At 37.7% G+C, this 13,755-nt stretch carries 11 protein-coding genes; 1 reads left to right on the top strand and 10 read right to left on the bottom strand.

Annotation, left to right across the window (positions count from 1 at the left end; all coding sequences use genetic code 11):
• Positions 1-281: 281 nt before the first annotated feature.
• Positions 282-2,210 (bottom strand): hypothetical protein, encoded by a 1,929-nt coding sequence (locus RRB46_RS09100; RefSeq protein ID WP_311538281.1) that lies wholly within the window; start codon positions 2,208-2,210, stop codon positions 282-284.
• 683 nt (positions 2,211-2,893) lie between these two features.
• A complete protein-coding gene (locus RRB46_RS09095; protein WP_311538280.1) occupies positions 2,894-4,054 on the bottom strand; it encodes an NADP-dependent malic enzyme in 1,161 nt (386 codons plus the stop codon).
• 147 nt (positions 4,055-4,201) lie between these two features.
• On the opposite strand from RRB46_RS09095, the gene RRB46_RS09090 reads away from it, so the two are divergent.
• Positions 4,202-5,122, top strand: coding sequence for a lactate/malate family dehydrogenase (locus tag RRB46_RS09090; protein WP_297687543.1), 921 nt, complete (start codon positions 4,202-4,204; stop codon positions 5,120-5,122).
• 1,107 nt (positions 5,123-6,229) lie between these two features.
• On the opposite strand, the gene RRB46_RS09085 is transcribed toward RRB46_RS09090, so the two are convergent.
• The 8 genes from RRB46_RS09085 to RRB46_RS09050 all read right to left on the bottom strand — a co-directional run bounded on the left by RRB46_RS09085 (position 6,230) and on the right by RRB46_RS09050 (position 13,553).
• Positions 6,230-7,333: a transglutaminase domain-containing protein gene (locus tag RRB46_RS09085; protein WP_311538279.1), complete on the bottom strand. Its 1,104-nt coding sequence runs from the start codon at positions 7,331-7,333 to the stop codon at positions 6,230-6,232.
• A 41-nt stretch (positions 7,334-7,374) separates the two neighbouring features.
• The gene (locus RRB46_RS09080) at positions 7,375-7,911 is read right to left on the bottom strand and encodes a hypothetical protein (protein ID WP_311538278.1); all 537 of its coding nucleotides are present in this window, start codon (positions 7,909-7,911) and stop codon (positions 7,375-7,377) included.
• 5 nt (positions 7,912-7,916) lie between these two features.
• A complete protein-coding gene (locus RRB46_RS09075; RefSeq protein ID WP_311538277.1) occupies positions 7,917-8,939 on the bottom strand; it encodes a hypothetical protein in 1,023 nt (340 codons plus the stop codon).
• Positions 8,940-9,215: 276 nt separating this feature from the next.
• Positions 9,216-9,665, bottom strand: coding sequence for a hypothetical protein (locus RRB46_RS09070; protein WP_296130042.1), 450 nt, complete (start codon positions 9,663-9,665; stop codon positions 9,216-9,218).
• 113 nt (positions 9,666-9,778) lie between these two features.
• Positions 9,779-10,573, bottom strand: coding sequence for a hypothetical protein (locus RRB46_RS09065; RefSeq protein WP_311538276.1), 795 nt, complete (start codon positions 10,571-10,573; stop codon positions 9,779-9,781).
• 170 nt (positions 10,574-10,743) lie between these two features.
• The gene (locus tag RRB46_RS09060; protein WP_311538275.1) at positions 10,744-11,589 is read right to left on the bottom strand and encodes a DUF5633 domain-containing protein; all 846 of its coding nucleotides are present in this window, start codon (positions 11,587-11,589) and stop codon (positions 10,744-10,746) included.
• 1,065 nt (positions 11,590-12,654) lie between these two features.
• Positions 12,655-13,137 (bottom strand): 23S rRNA (pseudouridine(1915)-N(3))-methyltransferase RlmH, encoded by a 483-nt coding sequence (gene rlmH, locus RRB46_RS09055; RefSeq protein ID WP_311538274.1) that lies wholly within the window; start codon positions 13,135-13,137, stop codon positions 12,655-12,657.
• Positions 13,137-13,553, bottom strand: a complete 417-nt coding sequence (locus RRB46_RS09050) for an ATP cone domain-containing protein (RefSeq protein WP_311538273.1) — start codon at positions 13,551-13,553, stop codon at positions 13,137-13,139. The genes rlmH and RRB46_RS09050 overlap by 1 nt, the downstream gene beginning before the upstream one ends.
• Positions 13,554-13,755: the final 202 nt, after the last annotated feature.

Here is a 13,755-nt window from a genome sequence, read left to right as displayed (position 1 = left end):
TATGTATAATGTGGGAGGTAATATTTATAAAATTAAGGAATTTATCAAATGTTTTTTAGAAATATTGGGATTTTGGGAGGGAAATTTGCAATTAATTCTAAGTTTATTTACTTATATTTATAAAACTGATAATATTTATAAAAAGATTCCGCTCTTTGTGATTTGTAAAAGATTGTGATATTTCAAATTATGGATTCTATGGGAAGATTTAGAAATGAACTTGGAATTTATAATTATAAAAAAGGGCTGAAACTTTTTTCAGTCTCGCCCTTTTTTGTGAATTATTTTGTTTTGGATTTTTTATTTAGGTTTTCTAGGAATCTTGCAAAAATTGGATATGAGTTTTTGATTTCACCTTTTGACTCAGATCCACCTTTTTCTTCCTTCTTATCTTTAGTAGCAGTTTCTTTACCGATTGTTACTGTATCTACCTTTTTGACAGCGTCTTTGACCTTTTTGTCTAGGTTTTTGCTGAAGTCTTTGACTTCTTTGTTGTCATAGTGACTTGTGAGGTCTTTTATTTCTGTCATTGAAGGAAGTTTGGTTATATTTAGTCTTGCGTGAGTTTTTTTGCCCTTGGTGATTGATATTAGGTCGTTGCCTTCTAGGTTGAAGCTATCTTTCTTATCTGGTGTGTATTCACCAAGTTCAACTAGCTTATTTTCTGCTTTGGTTGATGCATTTTTAGCATCTTCGACTAGAGCTTTTATCTTTTTGTATTCTTCTTGAGCTCTTGCCTTGTCGTCTTTTTCAAGCTCTGCAAGCTTATCTAGTTCATAGTTTAGTAGGGCTTGTTCTATCAATCCTCTTATGATTTCATCTTGCTTGTTTAGTTGGTCGGCAAGTTGATCTGCTTCTTGTTGACTTAAGTTTTGGTCAGCTTCTACTACTGATTTACCATTTGTTGCTACCATGCCTTCTAGGGTTTTGGTGGCTGTTTGTAGGTTTTTGACTATGTCTTCTTTGCTTGCTGATTGATCTGCTGTTCTTGCCACTTTGCCTGCCATGAGGTCGCCTAGAGATTGTGGACCTGATGAAGCTGATTTATCAGTAGCTTTATTTGCTGCATCTTTTTTGACTTCGTCTGATGCTACTAGAGCGCCCTTTTCTCTGATGTCAATTCTGGCTAATGATTGGCCTTTGACTATGATATCTTCTGGCTTGTCATATTCTTCTTTGCTTATTTCCTTGGTGACAGGGTCTATATATGTTAGGGTAAATGTGTATTTACTATATTCAGCATAAGAAAAATTAAAGTAGCCTGTTATTTTTCTATCGCCTATGTTGTCATTTTCTATATATTGAGAGAATGGAAGATGATCAAATGGGTTGATTAGGGATAGGTTTTCGTCATTGTCTGTTTCTGCGAAGGTCTTATCGGCTGTTTTTGTTAGGTAGGTTTCTAGTTTGCCTATTTGTCTTTTGCCATCTTTAACTACTAGGTAGTAGACTGTGTAGTCGCCTGGTTCATCATCCTCATTTATTTTGATTTGGCCGGTGACTTGTGCATTTCTAGCAAATTTAAGGTCTACCTTTATGCCTTTGATTTCGTCATTTTCAAATTCTTCTACTTTGTTATCATCAGCTAGGCTAGCTTTTTCGTCTAGGACTGTATTTACTAGGGATAGGTCTTTGACTTGGCTATTTTTGAGGGCAAAGAAGTAGACTTGGTACTCTTCGTCTAGGCCTTTTTCTTCTAGGGCTAGGCTGAAAGATAGGGTGTAGGCATTATTTTGGTCGTCAATTTTTACTCCTTTTAGCTTATCTTTTACTACACTTGGTTTGATATAAGCTTGGCTTATGTAGTTAGTGTTTTTAACATTTGTTTCTGATGATGGTGCTTGCGCATGTGATGGTGCTGGCACTGGTGCTGGCGCTTGTGATGGTGTTGGTGCTGGTTCAGGTTTAGATACGCTAAGCATATTTTCTTTTGGTGAAGTTTGAACTTCGTTAGCATTTATTGTGCTTCTAATAATCTCTGATTGTTTGATTAGAGCTTCCATTAATGATGGCTTATCTTTTGAGCTGTTATTTTCTGTGCTTTCTGATGTATTTCCTGTGCTTGGTGCGGCTTCTTCGCTTCCACCAATGGCAGTTATTTTGCCCATGGTACTATCTTTAGCTTCCGATGCTTTTATATTTGTAGGCAAAGCTAAGACTAGCGCTAAGCTTAGTAGGCCTAGTTTGATAGGTGTTTTGCTGTTTTTCATAAATTCCTCCATATTACTTACATTTTATCACAAAGGCTTGAAATATACAATCTACTTTTTATATTAATTTATAAATAATGACAAAATATAAAAATTTTTATTTGGATGATTGTGGATTTTTGGATTTGGGATTTTTGGTGGGTGGTGGGAAGTTTTTATAAACTTCCTTAATTTTACCTTTTTGATTCTTTGGGATTGTTGTTCTTAGTTTTTTGTTGACTTCTTAGCATTTCTAATAGGCATGTCTCTCGGAGCCGACGGGCTTGGTCTCCATGAGCCGACGGGCTTTCCAATACGGTCGATGCAAGGGTGGTGTTGGAAGCTTCTTAAGCTTCCTTTCTCGACTTCGCTCGAGATAAAGTCTGCAAAGGGTGTTGTATTTGGCTAATACCGATGTAGTTACAGAACCCTTTATATACTCGTGCTATGAGATTTCTCACATACGTTCGAAAAGGGAGGTAAGGAAGGAAGCTCGTGAGCTTCCTTTCTCGCTTCGCTCGACCACTCCGTGGGGCTCCTCTATGCGCCGGGGGGGCTTTAGAGCTGCACTCGACCATTTCATGGAGAGTCCTCCCAGAGCCGGACAGGCTAGCTTCGAGCTTTTCGAGAGATCTATTAGTTCTGCTTGGGTGCATATTTTATTATAATTGACTATTAGCTTTTCTATTACATAGCTTAGAAATTTATCCTTCTTGTTTTTCCCCTTTTACTGCCTTTGCTACATTTGCTGCTACACCTTCTTCGAAGGCGCCTGGGATTATGTAGTCTTCGCTTAGTTTATCTTCTGGGACCATGGCTGCTAGGGCTTTGGCTGCGGCTAGTTTCATGGCATCTGTGATTTGGCTGGCTTTTGCGTCTAGGGCTCCTCTGAAGATGCCTGGGAATGCTAGGACGTTGTTGATTTGGTTTGGATAGTCGGACCTGCCTGTGGCTACTACTCTGGCTCCTGCTTTTTTAGCTATGTCGTAGTCTATTTCTGGAACTGGGTTGGCCATGGCGAAGACTATTGGGTCGTGGTTCATATTTTCTATGTCCTTGGCATCTAAGAGATTTGGGGCTGACACTCCTATGAAGACATCGGATTTTTTAATTGCTCCTTTTAGGCTTCCTTTGAAGTCTTCTTCATTTGTTATTTCTGCTATTTGCCTTTTGACTGGGTTTTCACTTTCTAGGTGGTCTTTGTTGATGGTGCCTTTTGAGTCGCATACTATGATGTGTTTTACTCCTAAATCCATGAGGAGTTTGGTGATTGAGTAGCCTGCTGCGCCTGCTCCTGATACTAGGACTTTGATTTGGTCGATCTTTTTATCTACTAGTTTTAGGGCATTTATTAGGGCTGCTGCTGTGACTATGGCTGTGCCGTGTTGGTCATCGTGAAAGACTGGTATATCAAGGATTTCCTTGAGTTTATTTTCTATATAGACACATCTTGGTGATGAGATGTCTTCGAGGTTGATTCCTCCAAAGCCTGGGGCTATGTTTTTGACTGTTTCTATGATTTCATCAGGATCTTGGGTGTCTAGGACTATTGGTACTGCGTTTACATCTCCAAATTCTTTGAAGAGGACTGCCTTGCCTTCCATGACTGGGAGGGCTGCTTTTGGGCCGATATTGCCAAGTCCTAGGACTGCTGACCCGTCTGATACTACTGCTATGGTGTTGGCCTTTGATGTATAAATATAGGCATCATCTTCATTTCCCGCTATTTTTCTGCATGGTTCTGCTACACCTGGTGTGTAGGCATAGGTCAAATCTTCTGCATTTTCTACCCTTGCCTTTACTTCTGTGGCAACCTTTCCTTGCCAAGCCTTGTGTTTTTCTAATGCTTTTTCATATACGTCCATGATTTTTTCCTTTCTTAGCATAAGTATTTCATTATTCTCTTACTTAGATTATAACACAAGACTTGCACTTGTAAATATTTAATTATTATTTACATATAGATGGGTTTGTGTTAAAATTTTAGTATAATAATTTACGAGGTGAAAAATATGAAATTAGGAATAATTGGATCAGGTGCTGTTGGTTTTGCAGTTGGTTATACTGCTGCAAGACTTGGAATCGTGTCTGATATTAAATTTAATGATAAAAAAGAAGGCCTTGCCAAGGCCCAAGCTATGGATATAGAGGATGCTTCAAGCTTTTATCCTCATTATGTAAAGATGAGCTCAGGCTCCTACAGGGATATGGCCGACAGGGATATAATCGTCCTTGCAACAGGCACTCTTGATGGAATCAAGGACAGGCTTGAGGAATATGTCATGTATAAGGACCAGGTAGAAGCCTATGTCAAAGAAGTAGTCGATGCTGGCTTTGATGGGATATTTATTGTCGTGTCAAATCCATGCGATTTGATGGCAGATCTTGTCTATAGGGTCAGTGGTTTTGCGAAAGAAAGAGTAATTGGTTCTGGTACAGCCCTCGACACCGCAAGACTTAACACAACACTTGCCAAGCTTTTAGATATAGACCCAAAAAATGTAAGGGGTGTTACCCTTGGAGAACACGGAGAAAGCCAATTTACAGCTTGGTCTAGGGTTGCTATAGGCAATATGAGCCTTGATGAATACCTAAAGGCCAATCCATGTGAATTCTCAAGAGATGAGGTAGAAAACCTAGTCCGTGAGAGGGCTTGGAGGGTAATTGACGGCAAGGGCCACACCCAATGCGGCATAGGATCTACAGTTTGTTCGATAATAGATGCCATAGTCAATGATAAAAAGGAGACAATCCTTGTAGCAAGCCTACTAGAAGGCCAATATGGGATAAAGGACATCTACCTATCCACCCCATGCGTGATAGGAAAAAATGGAGTTGAAAAGGTCCTAGAGCTAGAATTAAACGATGAAGAAATAAAAAGAATTAGACATTCTGAAGAAGTTCTAAAAGCAAATAGGGAAAAATATAAATAGACAAAAGACCAGCTTGATTGCTGGTCTTTGTTTATGTATGCATGATGTAATTTTCAAGTATATCTTGTTTCTGAATCTATATTAATATGAACATTTCCTTATCTCAAGCAGCCTTTCGAGCTTCGCTGCGAAGTGCTCCGCACGGGTACTCCCAGAGCCGGACTTTTCTCTCTCGCTTCGCTGCGAGGTGCTCCGCACGGGCCCTCCATGAGCCGGGCAGGCTTGTTTCTTGTCTCGAGCTTGTCGAGAGACCTATTAGTACTGCTTAGCTACATATTTCACCATGAGCAAATGTTAACTATATTTATTATTATAATATTTTGAAAATATGTGGATTTTTGCTCTTAGTTTGTTGTTGACTTCTTACAGTACTTTTAGGCTTCTCCCCGTAGGTCGAAGCAAGGGAAGCTGTAGTATAAAGCTTATAACGATGTAATTACAAAACCCTCTATACACAGAACCATGAGGTCCTCTTAGAGCCGGACGGGCTTGCCCTCGCAAAGCTCGAAAAGGGTACTTGGTGTTTAAGTTTTCTTTATTTATAGACTTATCTGTTAGATATAAGGGCTTATATCTTTGAGCCGAATGGGCTTGTCTCCTAGAGGCGACGGAATTTCGAGCTTCGCTGCGAACCGCTCCTCGGGGGTCCTCCCAGAGCCGGGCTTTTCTCTCTCGCTTCGCTGCGAGGTGCTCCGCACGGGCCCTCCATGAGCCGGGCAGGCTTGTTTCTTGTCTCGAGCTTGTCGAGAGACCTATTAGTACTGCTTAGCTACATATTTCACCATGAGCAAATGTTAACTATATTTATTATTATAATATTTTGAAAATATGTGGATTTTTGCTCTTAGTTTGTTGTTGACTTCTTACAGTACTTTTAGGCTTCTCCCCGTAGGTCGAAGCAAGGGAAGCTGTAGTATAAAGCTTATAACGATGTAATTACAAAACCCTCTATACACAGAACCATGAGATTTCTCACATACGTTCGAAAAGGGAGGTAAGGATGGAAGTTCATGAGCTTCCTTCTTATCTCGCTTCGCTCGACTTCGCTCGAGATAAACTCCACAAGGGAAAGATTGGTCGATTCTAGGAAATTAGCAATAGGCTTTTTTATTCATTTCCATCGCTGTTTACTATCATGTATTGGCCATTTATATTTTCTATTTTTGAATTGGTTGGGGTTCCTAAAAAGCTTGTTGGGGCTTGTGGTCTGTTTTTGACTTCGTCTATGGTTCTTGATTTTGATATTTCTTCATCGCTTTTTAGGAAGTAGTCATAGATTACGAAATCGCCTAGGTTTTCTATGTGGCCTTGGTCAAATTTTATTACTGGGTCATCCCAAGTTGTGTCGATGTGGTACCAGCTGCCTAGGATTTTGACCATGTTCCACATGTGGTCTTCGCCGTTTCTTTTTGACTTGCCGGTTAGAATCATGGTTTCTAGGCCTAGGTCTCTTGCCATTAGGTCAAAGAGGGTGGCGTAGGCGTTGCAGACTCCTCCGTTGCCATACAGAATTGAGGCTGGGTGGTAGATTGAGTATCCACCTGATTTTCCTTCTTTGTCGCCTAGGTTGTAGTAGTTTTTCTTTACTATATAGTTGTGGATAGCTAAAACCTTGCCATATTCTGTCATTGTCGGGTCTATGTTTGCATTTATCCAGGCTTTGACGTCGTTTCTAAGCCTATATTCTAGGGCTAGATCTCCCCTGTAGGTCACATCGAAGCTTGCCTTTTCTATGTAGGTCTTGCCTTCTGTTGACTTGCTTGGGTTGAAGCTGGTGTCGATTTTGCATGAGCCATATTGGCCATAGAAGAAATATTGGTTTTCTCTTGCTACTTCTAAAAACATTTCTGATATGGCCTTATTTGATGAGTAGGCCTTGATTTCTATGGTGAAGTAGGAGTTTCTATTGTTGAGATTGGCCCTTATTTGGTCTTTTATTCTCTTTTTGTTTCTAAAGCGGTCTTGAAGATCTACTAGTTTTTTGAGATTGTCTTCACTTTTGACTATTAAGGCTTTTAGCTGGTCTATGGTTGCTTTTTTTGATTTTCCTTCATTTTCTTTGACATAGGACTTGGCTAGGTCGATGGTGGTTTGGTATTTGCTAGCGTCTATGTTTAAGATAGCTTCTTCTAGGCTTGCTGCCTGGGCCTGGTTTACACCAAGTCCTAAAGCCAAGACTAGGGCAAGTAATATTGTTTTAATTTTTTTCATTTTTTCCTCATATCAAAAGAGCTGCTTTTAGCAGCCCCTTTTTACATTTTTTGTAGAAGTGCCTGAGCTTGTTTTACTAGTTTGTCTGATTTTGCTATTAGTGCTTCAAGTTCAGTTCTTACATTTGCTACTGTGTTTGGATAATTTTGGATTAGGTATTTTGCCGCTTGTGATGTGTTTTGGTTTTTTTCTACTGCTTTTTGTAGGTTGACCTTGGCTAGTTTCTTTTTAACATCACGGACAATGTTTGACCTAGCTTGGTTGATGTTTGATGTAGCAGCTGCTAGTTCTTCGATGCTTGCGCTATCGCCCTTAGCTAGGACTGCTGCACCATCTGCTACGGCCTTTTCATATTTTGCCTTGGTATCTTCTGATGCGTAGGAAACATAGGCTTCACTGCTTACTACATTGGCCCTATCTGTTACAGCATAGTTTAGCTGTTCTTTCTGGGTTTTGTATTTTTCTTGGTCTGTTGCTTCTGCTGCATAGGCTTTAGAATCTATGCCTGTAAGTGTACCAGCACCAAAACTTAGACCTAGGGCAAATATTCCTATTGCTATTTTTTTGATAATTTTCATCTGTCTTATCCCTCAATTCCTTTGAGTTTTTTGAGTAATTTTTCAGCTTCTTCTACCTGTTCTTTAGATACTTTGATTAATTTTTCTAGTTCAGGTTTTACTGATTTTACTGTTTGTGGGAATTTGTTTATTAATAGCTCTGCAGCATTTCTTGTTCTTAGGTTTCTTTCTATGGCTTCTTCTAGCTTTTCTATAGATTTTTCTAGCTTTGCATCTGTATTTTTAACTTTTACTAGGGCATCTACTGCTGCTTTTAAGCTATTCCTTAACTCTTTGTATTCTTCTGCTGTTTTGAAGCTTGAAGAATCATTCATGCTTGTTTCAGCTAATCTTAGAGCTGATAGGAAGGAATCAAAGGATGCCTTTGTATAAGAATCTTTTTTATCTTTTAGCTTAGCTGCTTCTTGAATTTCTGCCTTTAGGGCTAGTCTTTCTTCTAGTGGAGCGTAAGTTTTTTGTATTGCTTCTCTAGCTGCCTTTAGGTTATTTACACGTCTTTCTACTTCGCTATTTGCGAGTCTTGCTTCGTCTAGGAGGTAGTATTCACGTGCACTGTTGTAGGCTGCTATATATTGTTTTTTAAGTTTTTCATCAGCAAATCTATAAGCATCTTTTTTGATGAAGTTAACATCATCTTCTACTAGTTTGTTTAATTGGTCTAGGGATGATTTTTGGCCATTTAATTCTTTGCTTGCCTTATTTAGGAAGTATGTTTTATTTACTACATCTTCTCTTAGGCTTGCTGAATCAGATTTGGCTGGCAACTTATTTAAAAGTGCGCTTGCATCAGCAAGTCTACTGTCAAAGTTTTGCTTATAGTAGATTTCTGCGTTGATATATTTAAAGTTAAGTTTGATTGAGTTTGCATCTTCGATTGCTTTTTTCAAATCTTTTAATGCATTTTCATATTTTTGGCTTTCGCTTATAGTTGTTACTTCGCTTGCTTGAGCTTCTTTGAAGCTTGGAGCTAGGGCTGCTGATCCTAGGGCTAGGGCTAGCATAACTTTTGCAAATTTATTTGTTTTCATATTATTTCCTTTCTTAATTTTTGATATCTAAGAAATATATTCTATCTTCTTTATAATATACCCTTTTTAAGGCTTTTTAAAAATTTTTACAAAAAGTCAAGGCTATCTTTTTTATCCTCTAAAAACTAATCTTAAAGGTCTTTTGAAGCAAAAAGGCCGCTGCAAGCTAAATTCCCCTTTGTGAAATCTTTCTAGCCCTTAGAGTGCAAGGGCAATTAGCCCCTGACTCTCCCAGAGCTTTTGAGGATTATTTATAGTTTGCAACAGCCTATTATCTTACATTGATTCTAATAGTTCATTTGCCTTATCAATTTGTTCTTGAGATTGTTGTAGAAGTTCTTCTAGGTCTTCTCTTATTCCTGTGATTGTTTCAGGAGTTTGTTCTATTAGTAATTCTGCAGCTCTAGCTGTTACTCTTGTCTTGAATACTGCATCTTCTAATTTTTCTTTGGCTGATTTACCTTCGTCAGTAATAGCTTCTTCTTCACCTTCTTTGGCTTCTTCGCTTTCTTCGCCATCTTTAGTTTCTTTGTCAGCTTCTTTTTCATCAGCTGCTTTTTCTTCGCCTTCAGCTTCTGTAGTTTGGTCAGCTTTGTTTTCTGCTGATTCTTCTACTTTTGTATCAGCTGGTTCAGCTTCTTTTTTGTTTCCTGATAGGCTATCACAAGCTGTAAGTGTTGCAGCAGCTAATAGGATAGCAATTATCTTTTTGTTGTTTAATTTCATTACAATCTTCCTTTCATTGACTCTTTGTCATTTTTATACAAGAATTATACCCTTTTTTTCAATTAATTATAAATTAGGAGCAAATCCTTTGGCCCTAAAATCCTTATGGATTCTTATTTCATCCTAGCTAGGAGAGCTTTGGCCTTTGTTAGGTTTGCTTTTTGGATTTCTATAAGTTTATCAAGGTCACTTCTAACGTTTTTGATTGTGCTTGGATAGTTCTTTTTGAGATATTCTGCAGCTTGGATGGTTTTTTCTGCATTTGCTACAGCCTTTTCAAGCATTGGTTTTTGGCCCTTATTTTTGATAGCTTCAATATCTAAGATATCCTTTTTTATAGAGTCAATCTCTGCTTTTTTCTCATATAGTTGTTGGTCAAGGTCTTTTTTCAAATCATCAAACTTTGGTAAAACTACTGAGTCAGAAATAAGATATGCATATTCTTTAAGCAAATTATCGTAAACTTTTTGGTTGATGCCAGATTTTGGTACATAATATGTTTTTAGGTAAGCAAGTAAGCCATCCGCATCCATTGGATCTATCTTAACTTTGCCATTATTAAAGCCATTTGTTAAATATACCCTAAGTATGCCTTGATCAATAGATGGGGTACCATTTTCTACATATTCATCTAAGATTAGTGAAGTATCAAATAATTTCTTCTTTGCACTTTCTGGATTTGTTGTAATTCTTTTCTTTTGATTTAAAGTGCTTACATAATACTTTGAAATTTTAATGTTTTGATCGTAATTATCTTTAAGGATTTTATACTCTTCTTCCTTCTTGGTAAGTTCTTGTTTTAAATTATTAATTTCCTTATCTAAATTTGATTCTTTAGCAAAGGATGTTTGGTTACCAACTAGAGCAAAAGTAAATGCTAGAGCTAATATTCCTAAATTCTTTTTCATTATTTTATCCTTTCTATTAAATATATATCCTTATATATATTATACCTCAAGTTATTTATACCCAAAAACGAGGCCTACAAACCTTTTTATCTATATTAATTTATTGAAATTGAAAAGATAGGCATGGGCCTATCTCTCCAAAAAGTAACTATTTGATTTTAAAAATTTTCTTATTTTCTTTTTCTTGTAGCTACGATTCCAGCCATTGAAATAGCTGCAAGTGATGCTACAGAGCCAAGACCTACAACACCTGTTTTAGGGTTAGTACCTTGTTTAGCTGGTGCTTGTTTTTTCTTATCTTTTTTATCAGCTTCTTTTTTGTCTTTTTCTTTTTCGCCTTTTTTGTTAAGTTCAGCGTTTTCTTTTTCGTTTTGTTCTAGAAGATCGTTGATTTTCTTTTCAGATTCACCTAAGTCTTTGATTAGTTTATCAACTTCCTTATCATTTTCAGCTGGGGTTGATGGTTTTGTGTCTGGTGTAGAAGGTTTAACTTCTGGTTTATTTTCAGGTAATTTGTATTCTGGTTTTGTGTGAACTTCTGGTGTTCCCTTTTCTTCTTTCTTTTCTTCTGGTTTCTTTTCTTCTGGTTTTTTATTTTCAAATGGTGAAAGAACATAAGACCATCTACCATTTGCAGTTTGAACTATTTCATAGCTCTTATTTACTTTATCATTTTTAAGAACCCATTTAGCTTCTTGTTCAGCAAATTCTCTTTTAACAAAACCTACTTCATTGTTTCCAATGTCGTGTTGGTCAAATCTGTTGCTAGATTCTTTTTCTTTAGGAGCTTCTAATGGATCTGCTTTTTCAGTTATATTGAAATAAAATTTTCCATCTACACCTTTCATTACAGTGTAAGATTTGTATTCTTTCTCTTCTTTTGTTATAGATTTTTCTGCTGCGGCTTTTGCTTCAGCTTCTGTCGCATAGCCTGTTTCAGCGTGTGCTATTGAAACACCACCTGCAAGTACAAGACCTGCTGATAGAGCTACTGCTAATATTCTGTTTGATTTCATTTTATACCTCCGAAATATCCAAATAGTCATTCTTTATGCCTATATTATAACCCTATTATCGAAATAAATCAATGACTTTTTGTGGAAAATATGTGGATTTTGCTACAAAAATCTAAAATCCCTCAGATTTCCAAAACAAGATCCTATAAAAAGATTGAAAAATAGACATTGTTCTTATTAACAAATAGTAAGCTATTACTTTTGTCTTCTTAATTTATTATGCTTGAATATTATATACTAAGCACAAGAATCTAGCTTCTATATAATTGTTAATACAATAATCTTAGTCCAGCACGGGCTTTCAAGACTCGCTATATATAAACACCGCAAGAGCTGGTGGGAAGAATTTACCTAATAACGATGTAATTACAGAAGCCTCTATACACAGAACCATGAGGTCCTCTACGAGCCGGACTGGCTTGCCCTCGCAGAGCTCGAAATGGGTACTTGGTGTTTAAGTTTTTCTTTACTTATAGACTTATCTATTAGATATACGTGCTTAATCTCGCTAGTTCTCGAAATGGGCTGGAAGCTTTTTTATAAACTTACTTTCGAGCTTCGCTCGACCACTTTGCCTCTGCACCAGTCCTACCATCCATCCCCCTTCGGGGTATGGGGTTAGGGCTTCGCATGGAGGGCCCTCTATGCGCCGGAGGGCGGTCCCCTTGTCTCGAGCTTGTCGAGAGACCTATTAGTACCGCTTGGGTGTTTATTTTACTTTGAGCAGCTATTAGCTAAGCTTTTTATCTCTTTGAATATTTATGGATTAGTGTTCTTGGTTTATTTTTGACTTCTCACCATTCCTTTAGGCTTCTCGACAAGCTCGAAGCAAGGGAAGTTGTAGTATTAAGCTAATAACGATGTAAGTACAAAGCCCTCTATACACAGAACCATGAGATTTCTCGCAAAGCTCGAAATGGGGAGAATGGTGGGAAGCTTTATAAGCTTCCTTTCGAGCTTCGCTCGACCATTCCATGGAGGGTACTCAACGAGCCGGGCAGGCTTGCTTCGAGCTGCGCTCGAGTGCTCCGCACGGGCCCTCCATGAGCCGGGCAGGCTTGCTTCTTACTTATGATAAGGTTCCCCGCTTATTATCCTGTGGGCCCTGTAGATTTGTTCTAGTAGGATTACTCTCATTAGTTGGTGGGGGTAGGTCATTTTGCCGAAGGAGAGTCTGTAGTTGGACCTTTTTAATACATTTCTTCCTAGGCCGTTTGAGCCGCCTATTACTAGGACTAGGTCACGGCCCCCTCCTTCTATTTTTTCTTTTTGAATTAGCTTTGCAAATTCTATGCTATCTAGGGACTTTCCCCCTATTTCTAAGGTGATGACAAAGGAATCTTCTTTGATTTTGGCTAGGATTTTTTCACCTTCTTTTTCTTTTATCAGGTCGATTTCCTTGTCTGATAGGTTTTCTGCTGCCTTTTGGTCTGGGACTTCTACTATTTCTAGCTTGTTGTAGGCTGTCATTCTTTTTAGGTACTCATCTAGGGCCTGTCTATAGAATTTCTCCTTTATTTTGCCTACTGCTACTATTTTTATCAGCATTAGTTTTGATCTTTGGTGTAGGAATCAAAGGAGTCTCTGATTTTTGAAAAGCCTTCTTCTGCTAGGACTTGTAGGACTATGTCTTTGATGTCTGTTGTCCTATGGACTCTTTGGTTTTCTACGTGCTCATTGCCTGTTAAGAGTTTTTTTCCTATATCTTTTAGGATCATTGATATGTCTGATTGGTTTAATTGCATACCTGACCTGTCTGCTGCATTTTTGATTGACCTGGCTATTTTGTCTTGGTCATATTTTTCAAGATTACCTGATCTTTTGACTACATACTCATCCTTACCATTTATCATTGCCATGATTTGATCAAGAGGCAAGTTCTTTATGATTTGCCCTAGGTCTAGGTCTCCTATGTTGTTATTTTTCAAAAAGTCGCCTAATAATTTTAAAATATTTTCTGTCATAATTACCTTCCTTATTTATTTTCTTCTTACTTGTTTTATACCCAAAATTTCTTATTTTTATTTTGTATATTTTTGCAGACGAAATTTATTCCTATGATTTTGCAAAAATTTATGATTTATTCTCAGTACTTTTACAAAATTGGTCATAAAAACCTGCTAACAAAAGTCAAGGAGAAAAGGAAATTAATTTTACTTTTCTCCT

Source organism: uncultured Anaerococcus sp. (assembly GCF_963512375.1).
Lineage (GTDB): Bacteria > Bacillota > Clostridia > Tissierellales > Peptoniphilaceae > Anaerococcus.
This window is presented reverse-complemented; position numbering and strand designations above follow the sequence as displayed.

Excerpts from the sequence above, each read along its gene's own strand:
- RRB46_RS09070 (WP_296130042.1), bottom strand. The coding sequence starts at position 9,665 with ATGAAATTAAACAACAAAAAGATAATTGCTATCCTATTAGCTGCTGCA.
- RRB46_RS09095 (WP_311538280.1), bottom strand. The coding sequence starts at position 4,054 with ATGGACGTATATGAAAAAGCATTAGAAAAACACAAGGCTTGGCAAGGA.
- RRB46_RS09060 (WP_311538275.1), bottom strand. The coding sequence starts at position 11,589 with ATGAAATCAAACAGAATATTAGCAGTAGCTCTATCAGCAGGTCTTGTA.
- rlmH (WP_311538274.1), bottom strand. The coding sequence starts at position 13,137 with ATGCTGATAAAAATAGTAGCAGTAGGCAAAATAAAGGAGAAATTCTAT.
- RRB46_RS09075 (WP_311538277.1), bottom strand. The coding sequence starts at position 8,939 with ATGAAAACAAATAAATTTGCAAAAGTTATGCTAGCCCTAGCCCTAGGA.
- RRB46_RS09090 (WP_297687543.1), top strand. The coding sequence starts at position 4,202 with ATGAAATTAGGAATAATTGGATCAGGTGCTGTTGGTTTTGCAGTTGGT.
- RRB46_RS09050 (WP_311538273.1), bottom strand. The coding sequence starts at position 13,553 with ATGACAGAAAATATTTTAAAATTATTAGGCGACTTTTTGAAAAATAAC.
- RRB46_RS09085 (WP_311538279.1), bottom strand. The coding sequence starts at position 7,333 with ATGAAAAAAATTAAAACAATATTACTTGCCCTAGTCTTGGCTTTAGGA.
- RRB46_RS09065 (WP_311538276.1), bottom strand. The coding sequence starts at position 10,573 with ATGAAAAAGAATTTAGGAATATTAGCTCTAGCATTTACTTTTGCTCTA.
- RRB46_RS09080 (WP_311538278.1), bottom strand. The coding sequence starts at position 7,911 with ATGAAAATTATCAAAAAAATAGCAATAGGAATATTTGCCCTAGGTCTA.
- RRB46_RS09100 (WP_311538281.1), bottom strand. The coding sequence starts at position 2,210 with ATGAAAAACAGCAAAACACCTATCAAACTAGGCCTACTAAGCTTAGCG.